At 35.9% G+C, this 20886-nt stretch carries 27 protein-coding genes and 1 riboswitch; of the genes, 16 read left to right on the forward strand and 11 right to left on the reverse strand.

The genetic code is table 11. The annotated features are described in order from the left end of the window. The first annotated feature begins 387 nt into the window (after positions 1-387). Together CDZ92_RS11080 and CDZ92_RS11085 are read left to right on the forward strand one after the other, a co-directional pair. Positions 388-891: a universal stress protein gene (locus CDZ92_RS11080; RefSeq protein ID WP_176483755.1), complete on the forward strand. Its 504-nt coding sequence runs from the start codon at positions 388-390 to the stop codon at positions 889-891. Between the two features lie 375 nt (positions 892-1266). Further along, the gene (locus tag CDZ92_RS11085; RefSeq protein WP_096155302.1) at positions 1267-1698 is read left to right on the forward strand and encodes a hypothetical protein; all 432 of its coding nucleotides are present in this window, start codon (positions 1267-1269) and stop codon (positions 1696-1698) included. Between the two features lie 368 nt (positions 1699-2066). Here the strand turns inward: CDZ92_RS11085 and CDZ92_RS11090 are convergent, their stop codons facing one another. Further along, positions 2067-2393, reverse strand: coding sequence for a hypothetical protein (locus CDZ92_RS11090; protein ID WP_096155303.1), 327 nt, complete (start codon positions 2391-2393; stop codon positions 2067-2069). Positions 2394-2408: 15 nt separating this feature from the next. Beyond that, positions 2409-2558 carry a hypothetical protein gene (locus CDZ92_RS20005; protein ID WP_157842756.1) on the reverse strand — a complete coding sequence of 50 codons (150 nt, stop codon included), beginning with the start codon at positions 2556-2558 and terminating at the stop codon, positions 2409-2411. A 127-nt stretch (positions 2559-2685) separates the two neighbouring features. Here CDZ92_RS20005 and mscL point away from each other — a divergent pair, with 127 nt between their 5' ends. Beyond that, entirely contained in the window at positions 2686-3090 is a 405-nt protein-coding gene (gene mscL / locus CDZ92_RS11095; RefSeq protein WP_096155304.1) for a large-conductance mechanosensitive channel protein MscL, read from the forward strand. A 117-nt stretch (positions 3091-3207) separates the two neighbouring features. Here the strand turns inward: mscL and CDZ92_RS11100 are convergent, their stop codons facing one another. Continuing rightward, the gene (locus CDZ92_RS11100) at positions 3208-4464 is read right to left on the reverse strand and encodes a dicarboxylate/amino acid:cation symporter (protein ID WP_096155305.1); all 1257 of its coding nucleotides are present in this window, start codon (positions 4462-4464) and stop codon (positions 3208-3210) included. 293 nt (positions 4465-4757) lie between these two features. Here CDZ92_RS11100 and CDZ92_RS11105 point away from each other — a divergent pair, with 293 nt between their 5' ends. The 3 genes from CDZ92_RS11105 (at position 4758) to CDZ92_RS11115 (ending at position 6623) form a co-directional block, all read left to right on the forward strand. Then, positions 4758-4988 carry a hypothetical protein gene (locus CDZ92_RS11105; RefSeq protein ID WP_096155306.1) on the forward strand — a complete coding sequence of 77 codons (231 nt, stop codon included), beginning with the start codon at positions 4758-4760 and terminating at the stop codon, positions 4986-4988. A 170-nt stretch (positions 4989-5158) separates the two neighbouring features. Then, entirely contained in the window at positions 5159-5995 is an 837-nt protein-coding gene (locus tag CDZ92_RS11110) for an STAS domain-containing protein (protein WP_096155307.1), read from the forward strand. A gap of 109 nt (positions 5996-6104) precedes the next feature. After that, a complete protein-coding gene (locus tag CDZ92_RS11115; RefSeq protein ID WP_096155308.1) occupies positions 6105-6623 on the forward strand; it encodes a CBO0543 family protein in 519 nt (172 codons plus the stop codon). Between the two features lie 172 nt (positions 6624-6795). On the opposite strand, the gene CDZ92_RS11120 is transcribed toward CDZ92_RS11115, so the two are convergent. Together CDZ92_RS11120 and CDZ92_RS11125 are read right to left on the reverse strand one after the other, a co-directional pair. Continuing rightward, positions 6796-7575, reverse strand: a complete 780-nt coding sequence (locus CDZ92_RS11120) for an undecaprenyl-diphosphate phosphatase (RefSeq protein ID WP_096155309.1) — start codon at positions 7573-7575, stop codon at positions 6796-6798. A gap of 12 nt (positions 7576-7587) precedes the next feature. After that, positions 7588-8172, reverse strand: a complete 585-nt coding sequence (locus tag CDZ92_RS11125; protein ID WP_096155310.1) for a DedA family protein — start codon at positions 8170-8172, stop codon at positions 7588-7590. A 107-nt stretch (positions 8173-8279) separates the two neighbouring features. On the opposite strand from CDZ92_RS11125, the gene CDZ92_RS11130 reads away from it, so the two are divergent. The 4 genes from CDZ92_RS11130 (at position 8280) to CDZ92_RS11150 (ending at position 10991) form a co-directional block, all read left to right on the forward strand. After that, on the forward strand, positions 8280-8669 hold the full coding sequence (locus tag CDZ92_RS11130; RefSeq protein WP_096155311.1) for a PH domain-containing protein: 390 nt from the start codon (positions 8280-8282) through the stop codon (positions 8667-8669). Positions 8670-8836: 167 nt separating this feature from the next. Further along, complete coding sequence (locus CDZ92_RS11135; protein ID WP_096155312.1) at positions 8837-9208, forward strand: hypothetical protein; 372 nt, start codon at positions 8837-8839, stop codon at positions 9206-9208. Between the two features lie 654 nt (positions 9209-9862). Further along, the gene (locus CDZ92_RS11145; protein ID WP_096155314.1) at positions 9863-10522 is read left to right on the forward strand and encodes a hypothetical protein; all 660 of its coding nucleotides are present in this window, start codon (positions 9863-9865) and stop codon (positions 10520-10522) included. Between the two features lie 268 nt (positions 10523-10790). Then, on the forward strand, positions 10791-10991 hold the full coding sequence (locus CDZ92_RS11150; protein ID WP_096155315.1) for a hypothetical protein: 201 nt from the start codon (positions 10791-10793) through the stop codon (positions 10989-10991). Between the two features lie 53 nt (positions 10992-11044). Here the strand turns inward: CDZ92_RS11150 and CDZ92_RS11155 are convergent, their stop codons facing one another. The 5 genes from CDZ92_RS11155 to CDZ92_RS11175 all read right to left on the reverse strand — a co-directional run bounded on the left by CDZ92_RS11155 (position 11045) and on the right by CDZ92_RS11175 (position 14920). After that, positions 11045-11452 (reverse strand): DUF2500 domain-containing protein, encoded by a 408-nt coding sequence (locus CDZ92_RS11155; RefSeq protein WP_198508247.1) that lies wholly within the window; start codon positions 11450-11452, stop codon positions 11045-11047. Positions 11453-11925: 473 nt separating this feature from the next. Further along, on the reverse strand, positions 11926-12255 hold the full coding sequence (locus CDZ92_RS11160; protein WP_096155316.1) for a hypothetical protein: 330 nt from the start codon (positions 12253-12255) through the stop codon (positions 11926-11928). Between the two features lie 47 nt (positions 12256-12302). After that, positions 12303-13463 carry a hypothetical protein gene (locus CDZ92_RS11165; RefSeq protein WP_096155317.1) on the reverse strand — a complete coding sequence of 387 codons (1161 nt, stop codon included), beginning with the start codon at positions 13461-13463 and terminating at the stop codon, positions 12303-12305. Further along, positions 13447-13992 carry an RNA polymerase sigma factor gene (locus CDZ92_RS11170; protein WP_157842757.1) on the reverse strand — a complete coding sequence of 182 codons (546 nt, stop codon included), beginning with the start codon at positions 13990-13992 and terminating at the stop codon, positions 13447-13449. The genes CDZ92_RS11165 and CDZ92_RS11170 overlap by 17 nt, the downstream gene beginning before the upstream one ends. 274 nt (positions 13993-14266) lie before the next feature. After that, a complete protein-coding gene (locus CDZ92_RS11175; RefSeq protein ID WP_227521524.1) occupies positions 14267-14920 on the reverse strand; it encodes a transposase in 654 nt (217 codons plus the stop codon). A gap of 230 nt (positions 14921-15150) precedes the next feature. Further along, a riboswitch (purine riboswitch) is annotated at positions 15151-15252 on the forward strand. A 177-nt stretch (positions 15253-15429) separates the two neighbouring features. Between CDZ92_RS11175 and CDZ92_RS11180 the strand changes: the two genes are divergently transcribed. From CDZ92_RS11180 to CDZ92_RS11205, 6 genes are all read left to right on the forward strand, one after another. Further along, positions 15430-16026, forward strand: coding sequence for a xanthine phosphoribosyltransferase (locus tag CDZ92_RS11180; RefSeq protein ID WP_096155319.1), 597 nt, complete (start codon positions 15430-15432; stop codon positions 16024-16026). Positions 16027-16038: 12 nt separating this feature from the next. Beyond that, positions 16039-17562, forward strand: a complete 1524-nt coding sequence (locus CDZ92_RS11185) for an NCS2 family permease (protein WP_096155320.1) — start codon at positions 16039-16041, stop codon at positions 17560-17562. Between the two features lie 148 nt (positions 17563-17710). Further along, complete coding sequence (locus CDZ92_RS11190; protein ID WP_096155321.1) at positions 17711-18193, forward strand: DinB family protein; 483 nt, start codon at positions 17711-17713, stop codon at positions 18191-18193. 215 nt (positions 18194-18408) lie between these two features. Continuing rightward, positions 18409-18918: a hypothetical protein gene (locus CDZ92_RS20320; RefSeq protein ID WP_176483756.1), complete on the forward strand. Its 510-nt coding sequence runs from the start codon at positions 18409-18411 to the stop codon at positions 18916-18918. Between the two features lie 53 nt (positions 18919-18971). Beyond that, positions 18972-19403, forward strand: a complete 432-nt coding sequence (locus CDZ92_RS11200) for a DUF6944 family repetitive protein (RefSeq protein ID WP_096155322.1) — start codon at positions 18972-18974, stop codon at positions 19401-19403. Between the two features lie 30 nt (positions 19404-19433). Continuing rightward, positions 19434-20009, forward strand: coding sequence for a DUF6944 family repetitive protein (locus CDZ92_RS11205; protein WP_096155323.1), 576 nt, complete (start codon positions 19434-19436; stop codon positions 20007-20009). A gap of 60 nt (positions 20010-20069) precedes the next feature. Here CDZ92_RS11205 and CDZ92_RS11210 read toward each other — a convergent pair whose 3' ends face one another. Continuing rightward, positions 20070-20780 (reverse strand): aspartate/glutamate racemase family protein, encoded by a 711-nt coding sequence (locus tag CDZ92_RS11210; RefSeq protein WP_096155324.1) that lies wholly within the window; start codon positions 20778-20780, stop codon positions 20070-20072. Between the last annotated feature and the right edge of the window lie 106 nt (positions 20781-20886).

Genomic DNA, 20886 nt, shown 5'->3' on the forward strand with positions numbered 1-20886 from the left:
TTGCCTCCTGAAGATACAATCCTACACCTATATAATTCGTTGGGAGTTGGAGTTTTATGGGGAGTTTTTCCTTTCTCCGTGTAAAACGCTAGTTTATTTTACTACAAGATTAATACCCTATCTGCATGAATATTTAACCTATTTAGTGTAAAAATGGGATGTTTTGTGCTTTTCAATAAGGGTATTGATTTGTAAATACTATTTATTTTATTAAGTGAATCATTTTCATAATTACTGTTCGTTTAATGAAAAACGAATGTCCCCTTTATTATAATAAAAAACGTTCGATATAAAAACGTAAATTATAATAAAGAATAGGTTTAATATTCGTTTTTCATTTAGTAATTGTACATTATGAAACTCACTCAAGTGAAAGGAGAAATTATTATGCAAAAAATATTAATTCCTTATGACGGATCAAAAGGAAGTTACAAAGCTCTTCAAATGGGACTAGATATGAAGCGAAGATTAGGTTCTGATTTAACTATTTTACACGTGCTTGAAAAAACAGAACCTGTTACACCTATTCGTACGGAAAAAACTTCATCTTTACCAGCAGCTGGGTATGGGATTGAAGGGTTAAACATGTATACACCAACTGCACAGGAGAGAGTACCGGAAGAAAATCACGTTCCTTACTCATATGAAAGCGAAACAGAAGAATTATTGAACGAAGTGGAAGCGATGCTTGCCAACGCAGGAGTAGAAGCACCTATAGAAGTAATAGAAGGAGATCCAGCTAAAACCATTTGCCAGTATGAAGAAACGAGTGATATTGACTTAATAATTATTGGCAGTAGCGGCCATGGTGGACTTAAAAAGCTCATTTTAGGTAGTGTAAGTGATAAAGTGACAAATTCCGCCAAATGTCCGGTATTAGTAGCAAAATAATTAATTCTTACTTTTTTGGAGGGAAATGAATTTCGATTATGAAGTTCATTTCCTTCTTTTTTTATGGCTAATTTGAACTTTATCGAGCTTATGAAGTTCATTCTCTTCTCTTTCTTTTGCCGATTTGAACTTCATCGAGCTTATGAAGTTCATTCTTTTCTTTTTTCTCACCCATTTGAACTTCATCGACCTTATGAAGTTCATATTCCTCTTTTACTGACAGCAAAATGAATTTCATTAAAAAAGCGTGTCAGTGACACCTGAGTATTGTCGAATTCGAATATGACAATAGACAATCACCTATTTTAATCAATATGCATACTTTAGTAAGAACCATTATCTGATGGACTTTGTTGCTTGAAAGGAGCAATTGTTATGTATTATTATCGTCAATTAATTGGATTCCCACCAATCTTCCCTCCGCCTGTGGGGCCTGGTGGTATGCCTCCTGGATCTGGTGGTATGCCTCCTGGATCTGGTGGTACGTTTGGACCTGGTGGTATGCCTCCTGGATCAGGAGGAAGCATGGGAGGACCGCAACAACCACCTGGTCCACCTCCAGCAACACCTCCTCCACCAAGTGCATCTTTTTCTGCTGGAGGACCGCAAACATTTGCTGTAGACCCTGGTGCATTAAATAGATGTTTATTTCGCTTTACATTCATCCGTTTAACAAACGGGGAATCGTTCTGGTTCTATCCAACTTTTATCGGTAGAACGTCAGTTGCTGGTTACCGTTGGTTTGCTTTCCGCTGGGTGTATTTTGGAATTGATACAAGAAGAATTTCTTCTTTCCAATGTGTTTAACTCTTATAGAGGTTAATCCCGCATCTTACTAAAAAGGCTTATTTTATTTTTGTTGAATGTTCCGATGTGGTATATAATTTAGTCAGCTGCCATCTTCACTAGTTGAGGATGGTTTTTTTGTTTTCGTGACTCATTGAATAATAGTATTATGTACATTTCGTTCTATGTTTTCTGGACAAATGTCCATTAAATGTTTATTAAGAACATCACGTTCTTTCTTTTCGTGAAAGTTGTCCGTAAATTTTGTATTATGGACATCTCGTTCTCTCTACCTTCAAAATATAGTCGTTTTAGAAAAAGAACAGCATCTCATCTCAACAACTAAAAAGCAAATGGTATATATTAACCATTTGCTTTTTAGACTGAGCCTATTGAATTTTCTTCGCTTCGATTTTCACTTCAAGATCATTTTCTTTCATCTTGTTCACCATGTTATGAAATGCGCTCCATTTCGATAACTTATCGATTGCTTCTTCTTCGCTGGTTACACCAGTTACTCGAAATGAATGGTCATTTACATACACTTCAAACGCAGGTTGTAAATTCTTTTTTTCTTTCCTGCTTCTTTCACGTTCTAAGTGACGGTTAATACGGCGGACACTTTTAGCATCTTTCTTTAAACCTGTCCCATCTTGAGCATACTTTGCCTTTTCCATTAGGTTTTGGTTCTTTTTTCTTAATGTTCCATCACTCATCCAAATCGCTCCCTTTTAGCTACGTTGTTCTTTTCTATGTGTATTACTTTGTGTACGTTGACGTGCAGCGACAAGACGCTGTGTATGACCTATAGCTCGGTTGTCGGCGTTTTCTTTAAATAAGGCAAGTCGTTTCTCTATTTTTTTCTTAAGACGTTTCTTCACAATCCATTCCTCCCTCATCTCTTACTTTTCTTTTCCCACTACTCTATCCTATTAAACATGTCCTCATAAATATGACATTCATCTCATACAATCGAATAAAGAATACTGCTATAGGAGCTAACTAATTATGTTTAGAGATTTCAAACAATTTGCTGTAAAAGGGAACGTTATCGATTTGGCATTTGGAGTTGTCATTGGTAGTGCTTTCGGGAATATTGTATCTTCTTTAGTTAATGATATAATGATGCCTTTATTTGGGGTATTGTTAGGTGGAATCAATTTAACGAACCAAAGAATAATAATTGGTCAGGCTGTTGTGAAGTATGGGTTGTTCTTACAAACAATTGTAGACTTTTTAATTATAGCTTTTTCTATATTTTTATGTATTCGATTTCTCCAAAAATTACGATCAAAGGAAAAGAAAGATTCTTCTAATAAACCTTCTGAGGAAGTGATCGTCTTGACGGAAATTCGCGACTTATTAAAAGAGGAAAAACAAAGAAAACCAAAACTGAAAGTACATATTAAATAACAGAAGAATAACAGAAGTGCCAGGCACCACCCGAATTTTGTCGAAAGAACAAAAAGGTTGCGATTTATGTTATCGCAACCTTTTTAGTGTGATTCTGTGTGCTTTATATAGTGCTTTTTATAAGTTATTGGTATTAGGATTTTCTGTTACTGTCATGTCTTCGCCTTCTGATTTTGCAACGATATATGCACATGATGCATCACCAGTTATGTTAACTGCTGTACGTGCCATATCAAGTAATCGATCTACCCCGAGAATTAATGCAATTCCTTCAACAGGTAAACCTACTGAGCCTAATACCATTGCTAATAAGATTAGACCTACGCCTGGTACTCCTGCAGTCCCTATACTCGCTACTACAGCTACCCCGACAACTGTAATTAGTTCAAACAAAGTTAGACTTTCAGCAAATACTTGAGCAATGAACACAGTTGCTACACCTTGCATGATAGCTGTACCATCCATGTTGATTGTTGCACCTAGTGGTTGAACAAAGCTACTAATATGTTTTGGCACACCTAAACGCTCTTGTGCAATGTCCATCGATATCGGTAATGTAGCATTACTGCTTGAAGTACTGAATGCCACACTCATAGCTGGTAAGAATTTTTTAAAGAAGTGAAGCGGATTCGTTTTTCCAAGTATGGCAACAGCTCCACCATAAGTTACAAATAAGTGAATGATCAGTGCTGCAGCAACAACAAGGAAATAAGCAAACATCGCTTTAAAAGCATCAAAGCCCATCTTACCGATAGCAGATGCGATTAAACCAAATGCTCCATATGGTGCTGTTTTAATAATTAAATGAACAAGATACATAACAACTTCGTTCGCTTGTTCGAATAGTTTTCTTATACCAGCTACCTTATCCCCTAAAACGTTCAAAGCAAGACCTAATAACACTGAAAAAGCAATGATTTGAAGTAAATTTCCTTCTGCCATAGCAGTTATCGGGTTTTTCGGGATGATGTTTAATAAAGTGTCCACAACTGCTGGCGCTTCTCTTGTTCCTTCGTACTCTAATGCAGATGTATCAAATGTTCCAAATTCCCCTGGTTTTACAAGAGAAGCTAATGTTAACCCTATCGTAATCGCAATACTTGTTGTAATTAAGAAAAATAAAATGGTTTTAAATCCAATTCTACCTAATTTCTTCGTATCCCCTAAATTGATTACACCTAAAGTAATGGATATTAAAACAATTGGGACAACTAACATTGTGATAAGATTTAAAAAGATTTGTCCTAGTGGTGTAAATAAGAGTGGATCAAGTCGACTAAACAGACCTGGTGCATATAGGTTTAATACTAATCCAACTAGAATACCTAACCCAAGACCGATTAGTATTTGTGTCGTTAATGATAGTTTTTTCATAGGTAAACTCCTTTTGTATAAGTATGTATGTTACAGTTTTCTAAGTATTATGTGCGACAAAAGGCGACTTTTTTATTTTAATTTCTATAAAATATAATGTAAAGTGCTTTACGATAGATTAAATATTCGCATTTCTGTTATATTACAACTTTTGTCATTGGTAACTTATTCGTATTGTATCTATTTTAAAAGTTTGGTATAGTAATGTAAGTTTTTCTTCTTTTCTATACCCATTTTTCAATAAAAAAACATAAAGTATAAATAATTTTTTTGCAATAACTGGAGGGGGTTTCATGAAATTACTCTGGAAAGTAATCATCGCAATTTTCGTATTGGTAACTGTAAAGGTTGGTTTTGAGTCCTACCAAATTATAAAAATAGCTGCCGGCGGAGACCATATACGAATTGATCCAGCTCTTTACCTTAACTTATCTTACTTAATTTTTGGGTTAATTGGATTAATGCTACTTTCGGATGTATTCAAAAAGTTTACAGACAAACATAAAAATCAATTAAAATTTTAACAAACAGGCCCTCTTAATTAGCCTGTTTTCTTTATTTTTAAAATTCTTTATAAAATGTTTATATTTTTTCAATAGAAAATAATTCTCTTTTTCCTTTCAGTTTGTTTAAATAGAAATATAGGACAAGTGTACAAACATAAAACTTTTAAAAAAAGAAGGGGGAGAAACTAGTGGAAGTGAACGCAGTAATCGGCATAAGATTCAAGGATGAAAAAGAAATTATAGCTACAAATATGTTAAAAGAATTACAAAAAGCTTATCCAGAAAATGAAGTTTATAAGCAAGAAGAGCAGGCTATTGGAATAATTAGTATTTTCTCCACTTTAGTTGATTATATTGGAGAGTATATTTCAACAAAAGATAAAGATATTTTACATAATGCGAAAGAGTGGGGCAGTTCAATTGGGCAAATGGCAGTGAGCAATGGTGCTTCACTTGATTCAACACTTTCCAATATGACATTATATAAAAAATGTAGTTGGAATTTTTTACAGCAGGAAGGCGAGCGTCTACATTTAAAATTAGAAGAATTGGCATATCAGTTTGAACAAATAGATGAAGTATTTAATATTATTGTATTTGGTTTTAGTCAAGCTTTCACGAAAGCAACGGACGATAAAATATTAGAAACAAAAGCTAGATTCCTTCGCCTTTCTGTACCAATTGTTCCATTATTAAATGGTATAGCTGTATTACCTTTAATTGGAGAACTTGACGACGAAAGAGCAAGCATTCTAATTGAAGAGACATTAGATAAGTGCAAAAATCTTCAAATAAATAAATTGATCATCGATTTTTCTGGTGTATATATTGTAGATCAAACAGTCATTCATACAATAGATTTATTAATACGCGCGTTAAAGCTTATTGGGATCACACCTGCGATTACAGGTCTTCGTGCTGAATTGAGCTTACAATTCGTACAATCCCACCTTACATTATCAGACATTGAACTAAAAGGGTCTCTGGAACAAATATTAGAAAAGGCTCTTGTAGGCGCAAAATAAATAAAATGATTAAAACCGAAACTTACTGTTTCGGTTTTTTTTGTATAAGTACTTCTATAATCGTACATACTAATAAAGTTTATCTAAATTTTATTAAAGGGGAAAAAATATGTACTTATTATTAGTAGTTGTTGTTTGGTTAGTCTTTGGGTACTTTTTTATTGATCGAAAAAATTGGTTTCCTTATTACCCAACTGTATTATTCTTTATTGTTTCTAATTTATTTTATAATTTTTTATATTACAATCATACACTTTGGAGCTTTCGGGCCATTACTACAGACTTGCTGAATCATACGTTTATAGATATTGGATTTTCGTTTATCATCATGCCGATATTGATTGTCATTTTCCTACAACGTTTTCCTAAGAAAGAGACAAAGAACAAAGTCATATATATTGTAGTGTGGGGAGCTTTTTTCTCCATTATTGAATATTTATTTTACAAAAAAGGAATGTTTATATATGACAACGGATGGAATCATATATATATGACGCTGTTTAATTTTGCATTTCTAATTATATTAAAAATCCATTCCAAAAAGCCTGTGCTAGCGATTGTTTTGTCTCTGCCTATAATATTTATTTTAATTTTTCTATTTCCGGTACCACATGAAGTTATCAAATAAAGTGAGTGATATGTATGCCTATCGACTTTTTATCAACACCAATTTTCTTACTATTATTGTTTGCAACTTATGGAACACTTTGGGTGTTTTTGCTTAGAGTTCAAAGAGATTAAATGTAATTTAAAATAGCAGTGTTAACGTATACTACTCCGTTAGCACTGCTATTTTGATTTTAGAATAATCCCATCTTTTGTAATATGATAACTCCAATTCCAAGCACCCACACATAAATAGCAAATGTTTTTAATGAGTGTTTTTTTAAGTAGTTGATCATCCATTTTACTGCAATGTATCCAAAAAAGCACGATGCTAAAATTCCTATAATAAGAGCTGTTAAGGAAATGTCCTCCCTTCCCACCTGGGCAACTTCTGCAGTTTGTAAAACTACAGCCCCTGCTATTGCTGGTGTAGAAAGTAAAAAGGAGAAATACGCTGCTGTTTCACGGTCTAGTTTTCTAAATAAACCTGCTGCTATAGTAAGGCCTGAGCGAGATATGGCCGGAAAAATAGCCGCTGCTTGAAAGGAACCGATAAAAAGTGCATCCTTCCAAGTAATATCGTCCATCTTTTTTGCGCCTTGCTTGATGGAATCAGCAAACCAAAGGAAAGCTCCCGTAATTAAAAACTCCCAACCAATCGTTACACCTGTTGTAGAAATTTCTTCAAAGTAATCCTTAAAAGATAGTCCGATAACGACTGCCGGAATTGTACCGACAATGAGGAGAAGGGAAAGCTTGTGAAATGGGTTTTTAATTATTTTCACGAATTCTTCTCTGTAGAAATAAAGGACCGCAATTAATGTACCAAAGTGCAACATGGTATCAAGTAGCAATCCAGCTTCTTGAAGACCAAATAGATTTCTACCTAGATACAAATGGCCTGTACTACTTATCGGTAAAAACTCTGTTAATCCCTGAATAATCCCAAGAATAAATGCTTCTATTTTTGACATAATATCCCCCTCTTACTTACGTTTCCGGCTGAATAGAAAATAAGTTAATACTCCAACACACATGAGAAAAATTAAAGGCATGATCAATGGTTGTGCAGCTTGTTTGATTTCACGCCAATTTTCACCCAATTCAAAACCTAAATATAAAAATAGGATAGTCCACGGAATAACCGCTGCAATGGTGTAAAGGAGAAATGGTAAAAACGGCATTTTGGCTACTCCAGCTGGAATAGATATTGCGTGTCGTACAACTGGTACGAACCTTGCAGCGAATACAACAATCGGGCCGTATTCAACAAACCACTTTTCCGAAAGGTCTAAATGTTTTGGTTGGATTAATATGTACTTTCCGTATTTTTCTAAGAAAGGTCTGCCACCGATACTTCCTGCCCAATATAAGAAAAGTTGAGCAAACGTCCCACCAACTGCACCTGCTATAAGGGCACTCAAGAAGCTTATTTCTCCAATTGAAATTAAATAGCCTCCATAACCTAAGACTATTTCACTCGGGATTACTTCGACCATGAGCCCAAACATAATGCCCCATACACCTAGGTCTGCGAAAAACTCAAAGATTCCGAAAAAAAATTCTTCCATTTTGTCATCCTCTTTTTGTAGTAAATTTTTGTATACTTGTACTATATGTGTATGTGGTCAAGAACTTAATAAGCACTAAATGTTTTTATTCGAAAAAAGATTGGTGGATGACATCAATTATTTTTGGAACAGTTGTTGTGGCTATTGTGTCTGTTATTCCTTTATGGTTCGAAGAATTTAATGCTGGGACAATAGTTATTCTTATTGTTATCGGTTTAACCGTATGGCTTGTGTTAGCCATTTATTTGAGAACGTACTATTCTGTCCACGACGATGTAGTAAGGATCGTCTCAGGGCCATTTCGTTGGAAAGTAAAAATCTCTGAAATTACTTCTATCCAGTCTACGAAGAGTATTTTGTCTAGTCCTGCTTTATCGATGGATAGGTTAGAAATTAAATATGGACGCTGGGGTTCTGTCGTAATATCACCAGAAGATAAGCAACGATTTGCAAATGAATTAATAAAGCGAAATAGCGCTATTAAAGTAACTCTATAGGAACAAGAGAAGCAACCGGATTGCACTTAAAAAAGAAATCAAACATTTTCCTCTTTTCAAACATTTATGAAACGTTTATCATTAGAGAGGATATTACGAAATTATTACAAGTGCCTGGCACCTGTAATAATTTTGAAATATAGAAAAGATGACGAAGGTGGGCTAGCATGAAACGTATTTTATTCCTTGTCATTTTCCTTCTATTATTCACAGCCTGTAGCAGTCCCACGGAGTACTATTCCAATCGATTTTCTTTCATAGAAGTGGTTGAGAACAAAGAAGATGCAATGATCATGAATATTCCCGAAATTGAGTTTATTTTAGATGAATACGAGTTAATTGTTGGTTTAGATGAGGCGAATGAGCAATATTCTCGCTATAACCTTGAACAAGCTCCAGCATTTATTGTATTGGAATTTACAGGCGTCCTGACGAAAGATATGGTTTTTAGGACATATGATGAAGATGAAGCGAGAATGTATATTGAAGACTTAATAGAAGAAGCACAAGAAAAAGCGGAAGAATTTGAGCAAAGATAATCGTTAAAGAGCCTCTTTATTGAAGGTTCTTTTTTTATTATTGGATGTACCAAAGTTTATTGTTGCTATTAAAAACTTACTTGTTGATTTCCGTGCAAGGCTGAGACTCCTGCGGGAGAAGCGGGGAGCGGGAGACCCCACAGGCGCTTGCGCCGAGGAGGCTCCCGGCGCAACGAAATGTTTGAAGCGGCTCGTTCAGCTCCGACAAGCATAAGGCAGGGGAGAATTGAGGGTGCTTTTTTACCCTCAAGGCGACAATGACTTATGACTCGAGGAGCTAGCCGCTGAAACTAGACAAGCCCGCGGAAAGCGAAGCCTTGCACGGAAATCAACAGTGTCCATTAAAACACATTATTCCAAAAACATATTTTCACCTTTTTCACTGTAAAAAAGGAAATTACTCATAATAATCGAATATTTATAATTATAAGATTTTTTGTAAGCGTTTTTATAGTGAAAAGGAGTGAACATTATGAAGGATTTATGTCTTCAATCTACTTGCTTTGGATATGAGTTAATACTAGTAACACTTATTTGTTTTGGAATATTGTTTATTGGCTATAGATTTTTAAGTCATGATGAATAATCCCGACTTTTTGTATGATTTTTGGGGAGTAGGGAAACCTATGTAAAAACTCCTTAGGAGGTTTATGCATGGGTCGTAGTCTCTTTTTAACTATAATTGCAGTTATATTTATTGTTGTAATGTCTAGCTGTGGTGGACAGCAACTAGGAACGGATAATAATTTGGAAGAAGAAACAACCGTTTTACCTACAGATGGTGATTTTACTTTTGTTCGTTATGTCGAGGATAAAGAGCAAACGACTTACAGAGTCTTGTATAGTATTGTGCCAGATAGTAAGATTGTTCAAACTAAGTTAGTACAACAAATGGATTCGACTGATATAGTGGAGTCGAATAATTTTTATGTGGAAAAAAAAGATGGTATCTATGGTTATTTAGTTGTTCAAGAAAGTTTCCCTCTTGATTGGTCTGCTAGCGACATTGAAAAATATCCTACAACGAAAATCATGTCTCTCCCCCCTACTAAAGGTGATACTTGGACGCAAGTTCTAGAGCAAGTCGGTATCACAGTTTCTTACGAAATAACTTCCGTTAATGAAACCATTAAAACACCTGTGAAAGAATTTCATAACGTGATTGTTACATCATTTGAAGAAAAGGATGCAGATGGTGAAGTAACAAAAACCGGAAAATCTTATTTTGCCCCTAAATTCGGCTGGATTAAACACGAAACAGAAGACGAATATCTTCAAGAAGTACATGAACTAACAGAAGTAAATGAAGAATAAAAAGGACACATACAACAATTTTGTTTATTTCACCCAGGTGCCAGGCACTTGTAAAAATATGGTTTACCACTCATATTTATAAAAACTTTTTTTCAGGTATTTTCGTCCTATAGTTAAAGTAATTACTTACAGTACTATCTTAACTTTCCTATAAATATTATGAAATTGTAATAAAAAAGAGCCGATTTTCATGTATAATAGGAAAATATATAATGAAGATTGGGTATATAGATACTGTAATTAAAAAGACTATTGGGGGAAGAGACAATTGAAGTTAAGTAAAATTATCTTCGTCGTTAGCTTGTTAGCAAGCTTTCTGATGTTAGTGGCATCTGTCATAGCGTTAGTCATCCATGATATCCCTTATTTTTGGTTTATGTTTAGCTTAATGATCGTTAGTATCCTGCAAAATATCTCTGTTTATAAGTTTATATCCGAAAAAAAAGACCAAAGCGCCGCAGCAAGTTAAGATTACGGTGCTTTAGTCTTTTTTTATTTATTTCATTCATTTACTGTAAAAATTTAGCTGATTCGCTCAAAGCTCAAATACCGAGTCCCTTGAAATGCTAACTTTCCCTTATCTCTCTCTGCTAACAGCCCATATTCTTTTCCACTTACTTGAAACTCCATTCTATCTCCGCTTTCTACCTCAAATGTAACGTAATTTCGTGTAGTTGACGTGGAGTGGGCATGATTATTATTATGATTATGCATCGTTCTACTTACATCAATTCTTTTAGACACCACAATGGCCCCTACTGACAACCTTGGTTGTTTATTATTGTTACTCCATTCTTTAATGTTTTTAAAAACTGTAAATAAGATTATTCCTAAAATAATCATAAAGAAAATAGGAAATAAAGTGAACATAATACCAAAAAAATCAAAACCACTAGATGCTCCAAACGGATCCGGACCGAAATCGTGCATACCTCATTCCCCCATGTTCGAATTTTTACGGGAGTGTTACAAGTGCCTGGCACCTGATACCACTTTTTAATATTACTGTAACCTTTTGTAAATATATACGCTATAGTTTTATTTTTGGTTTCGTTTTCTGATGATGAATCGAAAATAAATTTTGATAATAAAAGAAGATAAATTGATATTATTATGCTGATTAGCAGAACAAAAGCGCATGGCGCCCGCTTATCGACGTAAAAACTGGACGGCTCCGAAGCAAGATATAGGAAACACGATTTGTGACGTAGGAACAAATCGATGTTTACTTATCGACCGGAGGAGCAGGAAGTTTTATAGTCGATGGCGCCTGGAGCTAGACGTAACCTACTCTAAATTGAAAGTTATCTACAAAGTATGAATTTTATAATTTCCTAAAGAACAAAATAACGACAGCCTTAACTGTCGTCTGAATTAATAAGCAAAATTCATAGAAAACCTGTTTAGTTCGATGCATTCCCTTTACCTACTACAGTTTTCTTATCAAGAGCAATAAATACGATTAAGTTTCCGGTTAGTTCTGTCTCCGTATGTTTAAACGTTATGGAATATACTTTATTGTTTTCGTATTCTGGATTTAAATATTCATTTATCTTGTCATTAACTTCTATGAGCTCAACTCTAGCATCTTTCGGACTTACTGGTATTCTAGCTGTTTCTTCGTCCGTTAAGCTATTGTAGGCAACCATTTCTAACGAAAGAGGATGTGAGTTCAAGAAATCGCACGCAGTTAAGCTCAATAAGAGGAAGATTATAACCGGCACTTTTTTCATGTAGGCACTCCCTTATATCTTCTTATACAAAACTTTTCGAGGCGAAATTAATTCTCATATATCTTCATCGACTCGATGATTGTTGGGATTTTATCTTCAACATCTTCAATCTCCCATAGATATACTAAAAACCTGTTTTTCCCATCATCCCATACCACTATTGTCTTATCCAAATCAAAATGCCCGTAATAGTACACTAACCCGTTACTTGTCACGGCTTCCGTAAAATCACTTTTTAAATCAGGGGCATCCTTATCCATAGGCTGATTAAAGGATACAAAAAGTTCTAGAGATTTATTATCTGGGCCTCTGTATTCAACATGGACTGTATCAATGTTTCCACCAAGTGAATACTCCGAATTTACCTCCACTACTTCAAACGGAATAGAGGTAAAATGATAATACGGTCTGCCTACACTATCAAACGCTGAAAGTGATTCCTTCCATTCGTCCGTTAAAACATAGTCATCTTTTTGTTCGACTAAACCCTTTTTCTTAAAAACCTCAAAAGACTGGGCTATTTTAATAATTTCTTTTTGCTCGATTGTGTCTGTATTAATTTTGCCACCTGGAGAAAATACCGTTATTTCTATTTCGTAAACAGCACCACCGTCTTCCCACCAAATACCTTTTACATTTTCGCTGTCCCAATAAAAGCCTTTTAAATCTTTTCTAATATCAACTTTTTGCTCATCTGTAATCTGCCGTTCATATTCACTACCTTTTTGCGTTAATCTCATCCAAACACTTTTATCCTTCATTTGTCCAAAATACGTAACTTCTATTACAGTAATATCTCCGTCTAAGTATTCTACTACCCCCTTTTCATTTATATGATGTGGACCAAACTGATCTCTGTTTAATTCTACTTTCTCTACTTCAAAAGGAGCTTGTGTCGGAAGCTTTATCTCTCTTTCCATGTCATCCCAGTCTTGCTTCTCAAGTATTTCTTTTCCAGCTAGGAACCTTTCAACATCTTTAGCATATAATGAGCCTCTTTGTAAAAGCATGCCACTTGATAAAAAAGTAAAAAGTAGTACAATGGCAGCGATTGTGGCAAATGTAACAGGAACATAGAAGAAGATTGTGTTTCTTTTCTTCCCACTGCGTAATCTTTGTTCTATTTTCATGGCAGTCTTTTCATCCATATATAAGTCAGGTCTTTGTTTTAAAGGGGTTAGCCATTCTAGATTATTTTGTTCTTTCAAAGGTCAACACTCCTTCCTCATCTTTGCCAATTTTCTTCCGCATTTGCTCAATGGCACGATGATAGGTCACTCTAACTTTTGATTCACTCCAACCTAAAATCTCTGAAACTTCTTTAGGGGAAAATTCTTTTAAAGCTCTTAAAATGATGACTTGACGATAATCGTCCTTTAATGTTGTAAGTGCTTCTTGAAGTACTTGCCACTCTGCTTTGTTGCCAACTGAATTTTCAGGTGATTCTGCTACAAATGTTTGCTCTTTTCCCCATTTCATCGGTAGTAAGCGTTGGAATTTCTTTTTTCGAAAGCTATCAATTGTCGTATTTCGTGCGATGGACATAATCCACGTTCTTAAATTGGACCTCCCTTGATAGCGTTCGATACTTTTCATTGCCTTCAAAAACGTATCCTGTGTTAAATCTAAAGCTTCTTCCTTGTGGTTTGTTAAATACAAACAATATTGATACACGTCTTGATAATACGGACGGTACACTTCCCTCAAAAACACATCTGCTAACTTTTTCTCACTCAAACTAATCCCCCCAATACAACATCCATTCCCACTTAATAACTAATAGTCGATTCAATAAGCATACTGTTACACTTAAAGTAAAAAAAATCCAGGTGCCAGGCACCACCCGATATTTGTCGAATAACAACCATGGAAGCCCTTGGGATGTGAATCACCCGAGGGCTTCCATGGTTGAAAAATCGTTTTAATTAAAAATATAGTTTCTTATCCTATATTTCCCTCACCACTGTAAAAAAATATAAATTCCATATATATTTTCCATTATATTAGTTTACTAGGAAAAATTACTAGTAGAAATTAGTGGACTTTTTGTTGAAGTTTTACGAAGTGTTATAGTGCTTCTTTTATCTCTATCATTTATTATTCGTTGGAGATTTTTACAATACTCCCTGTAATGAAAACTTCTTTCGTTGTCATCTTTTCCTTGAAATAAGTTAAGCAGTGGCTCTATGTTGATGTATGGTTGGGGAATACTATTTGAAGTTTGTTGTGGATTGAAGTATTGATAACTACTCCATTTATACTCTTTTGGATCTTTTACTATATTAGCTTTAACGGGGTTATAGTGAATATAATGACTTACGTCCATCAACCCCTTTCTATCTGTGATAGCTTCACTGAAAAAACGGTTTTCAAATACATGGCCTGTTAAGTTGTATTTGCTGTTAAAGTAAGTTGCATACCTCTTGTTCAGTAAACCCATTAATGCAGATAGATTTAATTCTTTTGTTCGAACTAGTAAATGATAATGATTAGTCATTAAGCAATATGAAGTAATTTCGAATGGTGCCTTGTCATAAATATAATCAAGTATATAGAAAAATGCATGAAAATCAGCTCTATTTCTAAATATCGCTTCCTTCCTATTCCCTCTACACCCTACATGATAAAAATGATCTGGTTTCCATTCTCTCTTTCGTCTTGCCATTGTAAAACAATCACCTCTTTATTGATTTCTCACTACTAAATTATCAAAAAACTATTTGCAAATCAAACACTACAAAACCAATTGATTCGACAAATTTCGGGTGGTGCCTGGCACCTATGTCGAAGCCGAACTTTTTTGGTTTTTTGAATATTTTTATTCGTTTTTTTAGTCAAAGGGGTTTTCAAATGGATGTTTTTGTTTTATAATCACTACTATTAATCATGGAATTACGAACCTTAATTTAATACTCTCGTATAATAGTGGGGATATGGCCTACAAGTTTCTACCAAACCGCCGTAAATGGTTTGACTACGAGTACTGAATGATACTTTGCTTTTAGTTTACTAGTCTCACTAGTTAACGATAAGCACGGTCGACTTTATATTTCCTTTCAACAGTAAATATAAGCCGAATGTCTTTGGTCACTTGTAGATTATTTACAACGACTAAAGGCGTTCGGCTTTTTTGTTTTTTCAAACCACCTTACCCTAACAAAAGGAGGCATCATCATGTTACAACTTCAACATGCCATTTTAGAAAAAGGAACAGTCCTATCAGACGGTGTACTTAAAGTGAACACTTTTCTTAACCACCAAATAGACACAGATCTCATGATTGAGATTGGAAGAGAGTTTGCTGATAGATTCAAAGATGACCAAATCACAAAGGTTTTGACATTAGAATCTTCCGGAATTGCACCAAGTTTTATGGCGGCAAACATGCTTCAAGTTCCTCTTATTTTTGCAAGAAAAAAGAAATCTCTCACTCTTCAAGACAATGTTTTTACAAGTAGTGTTTATTCATTTACAAAGCAAGAAACAAACGAGATTACTGTCTCAAAAGAATTTTTAGAAAAAAACGACCGAGTTCTTATCATAGACGATTTCCTAGCTAATGGTCAGGCTGCATTGGGCTTAGCAAATGTTGTAGAGCAGGCTGGTGCAACCGTGACTGGAATCGGCATCGTAATAGAAAAATCTTTTCAACCTGGTAGACAGCAACTTCTTGATACCGGTTACCGTGTTGAGTCCCTTGCAAGAATTCAATCTTTACAAAACGGCAAAGTAACCTTCTTACAACAAACTGAAATAACCCACTTGAGCTAGGAGGAAGAAAAAATGTCAACGAAATCAGTAGTATATCCATGGTATAAAAAAGAAGATACAGACGCTTTTTTTGCACTCTTTCAAAATAACTTAGCAAACTTCGTCATCATTGCCGTAACGATGCTAGGCTTAGGATTCCCTGCTAGTATTGTTTTCGGTAAAGTAATTCCAGGTGCTGCGGTTGCCGTTATTGTTGGGAACCTATATTATGCATACATGGCAAATCGATTGGCACAAAAAGAAGGACGAACGGATGTTACGGCCCTTTCATACGGGATCAGTACACCAGTTATGTTTGTGTTTTTATTCGGAGTACTACTACCAGCAAAAACGTTAACTGGAGACCCTGAACTTGCATGGAAAATTGCGGTGGCGGCTGCTTTTTTAAGTGGATTTATAGAAGTTGCTGTAAGCTTTACCGGGAACTGGATACGCAATCATTTACCGCGTGCAGCGATGCTTGGGGCTTTAGCTGGTGTTGCATTAACTTTTATCGCTGGAGAAATGCTTTTTAACACATTTTCCATTCCAGTTGTTGGATTAGTATCATTAATCATTATCATTGTTGGGGTTATCGGAAAGATGGCAATGCCTTTCAAAATTCCAACTACACTTTTTGCCGTATTAATTGGAACGATTTTAGCATTTGTCTTGGGGTATCAATCTCCTGAAAAAATATCCGATGGATTAGCAAACATTGGATTTTATCCAATATTACCAACTTTAGCTGCTTTTGAAGGTATGACGTTTTTATTTGGGGCGTTAATTGGATTGCTGGCTGTTATTTTACCAATCACTTTATATAACGCAATTGAAACGATGAATAATGTGGATGCTATGGCTGCTGCCGGGGATTCTTACGATGTTCGTGAATGTCAAGCAGTTGACGGCGCAGGGACAATGATAGGCGCTATGTTTGGTGGACTTTTCCCAACAACTGTTTATATTGCAACAGTTGGTTCTAAACAGATGGGAGCAGGTCGAGGATATAGTATATTAAATGCTGTTGTTTTCGCGATTGCCGCGATGACTGGTGGAATTGCTGCACTTTCTTCCATTATTCCTTTAGCTGCTGTTGCCCCAATCTTAGTTTTTGTTGGATTATCGATGGTAACAACTGCTTTTCAATCTAATGATAAAAAATATTTTCCAGCAGTTGCAATTGCGATGTTACCTTATTTCGCAAACTATGTGATGACACGCTTTAACAACCCTGCAGGTGAAGTAGTCGCAGGCATTTCAGAAGGAATCGTGCCACTAGGCCAAGGTGCTATGTTCACTGCCATCATACTTGGAGCAATTACCGCCTTCGTTATTGATCAACAATATAAAAAGGCAGCCATCTTCTCCTTGGTTGGTGCACTAATGTCGTTTGTTGGATTCATGCATGCACCACAATTAAACTTTAACGCATCACCTGAATATACAATGGGCTATATTCTAGTTGCGGGATTCTTACTTTACTGTGCATACAAAGGAAAAGTTGCAAACGAAAAAAATACAGATTCATATACAACAAAAGATAAAGCCGCTTAATTATTACAGGAGTGTTTCAGGTACCTGGCACCAGAAACACTCCTGTAGTCTTTTTTTATTTATTTTAAAATACAGATAATTCCCTATTGAATATTCGGTGAATTGCACTTAGAATATAAGGAAACTCTTTAGCTAGGTGGTTTGGTAAATGAAGTCAGTAATTCAACAATATGCTTACATAAAACAGTCTAGAGAAGTGTTATTTTCTTATTTAGAATCCGTCTCGCCTCAAGATTTAGTACAAGAGCACATCTCTTTTTCAGGAAAGTCATTGATAGAATTGCATTTACATGTGGCAAAATGCTATGAAACTTGGATTTCTCGTTTTTTAAATGAAGAAAAAGATGTATTAAATGGCAGCACTCCAGAAACAGTATCAGAGCTAAGAAGTGTTTTTCATAATGTAAATCAACTTGTAGAAGAATTCTTCCAAAAAGCTGAAGGAGAGTTATTTGAAGAACAGGTTTATAGCTTTTCTAACGGAAGAGAAGCTACATTCTCTCCTCTTTGGTTATTTACACACGTAACAACCCATGAATACCACCATAAAGGACAAATAGTTTCACTAGGTAAACAATTAGGTTACAAGCCCCCGTTAACCGATTTAGTAAATATTATATGGAATGATTAATTAGAGAGTGGACTTCATTTTAGAAGTCCACTTTTTTTATTACAAGAATGTTAAAGGTGCCAGGCACCTTTAACATTCTTGTAATATTTCTTTGTTGTGACAAGCGCCCACAAGTTTTATAGGTTATGGCATATGATACAGAGTACAGTACCCGGAAATAGAATGTTAGAGTTTGCAGTTTGATTAAAATTATACAGAAAGAGGAGGAACTACAATTGTATAGACAACATTGGAGAGGACCTTCCGTATACTCACCTCGATCTCACGGTGGTGGTTACGGTAAAGGACACGGTGGAGGTTTTGGTGGAATAGGATTCCCTCTATTAGGCGGTTTAGTTGGAGGATTAGTTGGTAGTGCGCTATTTAATCAAACTGGGTTCGGTGGTGGTTACCCAGCAGGAGGTTTTGGTGGCCCAGGTTTTGGTGGTGGTTATCCTGGCGCTGGTTTCGGTGGTCCTGGCTTTGGTGGTGGTTACCCTGGTTTTGGTTTCGGTGGTCCTAGCTACGGTGGTGGTTACCCTGGAGCTGGTTTTGGTGGTCCTGGCTACGGTGGTGGTTACTCTGGAGCTGGTTTCGGTGGTCCTGGCTACGGTGGTGGTTACCCTGGTGTTGGTTTCAGTGGTCCTGGCTATAGTCCTAGTTACACAGAATCAAACTTTGGTGGAACAGGTTATGAAAGTTACCCTACCTCACAATACGGTACTGGTTACGGTGGACAACAATAATACCAACTCTACCTTAATAGAAAAACAATAGTATGACGAACGAAGAGGTGAAGATGGTGGACTTTAAAAATTCATCCCAAATTTCCAAATCCGACAAACATAATGCTAATCCTTCATCTTCCCTTGAAGAAAAACTCTTCCAAGGAGTCGCAACTGGCGTATGGATACAGCTATTTGGCCAAATCATCGAAGCTGTTAGCTTTTCCAAGTTGGTCCATTCAAAAGGAGAAAAGGCCACAGAACTTGAAAAAGGTATCTTACTTGGGATTTGGATTTCAGCCATCGGCAACTTTTTAGAAGCAATTGGTGTATCCCAACAACTTACAGAAACTTCTCCAGAAAAAAAACTCCAAGCTCAACGACTATCTGCCTCTGGTAACTGGGCGCAAGCACTAGGCGCTGGGGTTGAAGCAACAAATGAGACAGCCGAAATACGTAAAGAAGAAGAAGGGTTAATTTCTCCCTCTACAACTTTTGTTCCATAACACACTTCTAACATGAGCGCGGTGGACAACATGTTTTCTCATACAGAAACTCTGAATATTTCAGGTGCATGGCTACAATCCATTGGCACGCTTATCGTTGCGGTTGCTGAAACAGAATACGTTAATAACCAAACTCCTATTTATGATTTAATCATTATTGGCAACAGCTTCCAAGGTATCGGCAATAGTCTTCAAGGGTTCGCTGGAATTTTACAACAACCTGAGAGTGATCCCATAAGTATATTAGGTAGCTTTACGCAAGCTTCAGGTAACGCAACAGGAGTCTATAGCGCCGCATTAAACATCCAATCACTTACAACCAAAAGCCAAGATTACAATATACTCGGTAGCTCACTTCACTCACTAGGTGCAGTACTAGAGGCTAGCTCAGAAAGCACACAAAGTGACCCGTTTAGTCTTGAAATTACGATTGGATATAGTTTGCAATCTCTAGGTGCTGGACTTGAAGCAATCGGTGGACTTTATGTAAAAAAGTCTAAGTCAACTACCGGCAATCTCATGACACTAATTGGTAGTTACCTACAGTTTTACGGTGCTACAATTGCCGCTATCGCCATTACAAAACAAGCATTAACCCCATCATAAAAAAAGGCCAAAATCCAAGTCTAAAACTACACTTGATTTTCGGACAGCCATTCTTAACCTTTATACTTTTTGTAATTTTTCCTCTTTCAACGCAAACTCCACAGCAGCTACTGCATGTATATACGTTGTATCAAACAACGGCACACTTGTGTCTTTTTGCTGAATCAATAAAGGAATCTCTGTACAGCCTAAAATGATTCCGCCTGCACCTTCTTGCTGAAGCTTTTCGATAATTGTTAAATATTTCTCTTTCGAACTCTCTTTCACTTTCCCTTTGCACAGCTCTTCATAAATAACATCATGGACAACTTGACGGTCATCCTCGTTCGGAACGACAACTTCAATACCTTGCTTTTTCAAAAGCTCTTTATAAAATGGCTGTTCCATCGTAAATTTCGTCCCAAGAAGCCCTACTTTCGTAATCTTCTGTTCTTCAATTTTTTCAGCTACTGTATCCACAATGTGCAATAACGGGATATCCAAGTTCTCTCTCATTTCATCTGCGCAAATATGCATCGTATTTGTACAAATAACGATAATATCAACCCCACCATTTTGCAGCGTTTTTCCTGCTTCGATCATTCTCTTTGTTGCGATGTCCCATTTTCCACTATGTTGCAATTCCACCATTTCTTCAAAATTAAAAGAATACATAACTATTTTAGCAGAATGTAAACCACCTTTTTGCCTCTTCACCATTTCATTAATGTAACGATAATATTCAGAAGTCGATTCCCAACTTAATCCCCCAATTAACCCTATTGTTTTCATACTATATCCCCCATGTTGTTCATTTCCCCCATCGTAACATGGTATACTGGTCCTTAATAGTACCAATTTTCTAATATTTACGTAGTACCAGATTTACTCAAAAGCA

Source organism: Bacillus sp. FJAT-45066 (genome assembly GCF_002335755.1).
Taxonomy (GTDB): Bacteria; Bacillota; Bacilli; order Bacillales; family Bacillaceae_I; genus Bacillus_CD; species Bacillus_CD alkalisoli.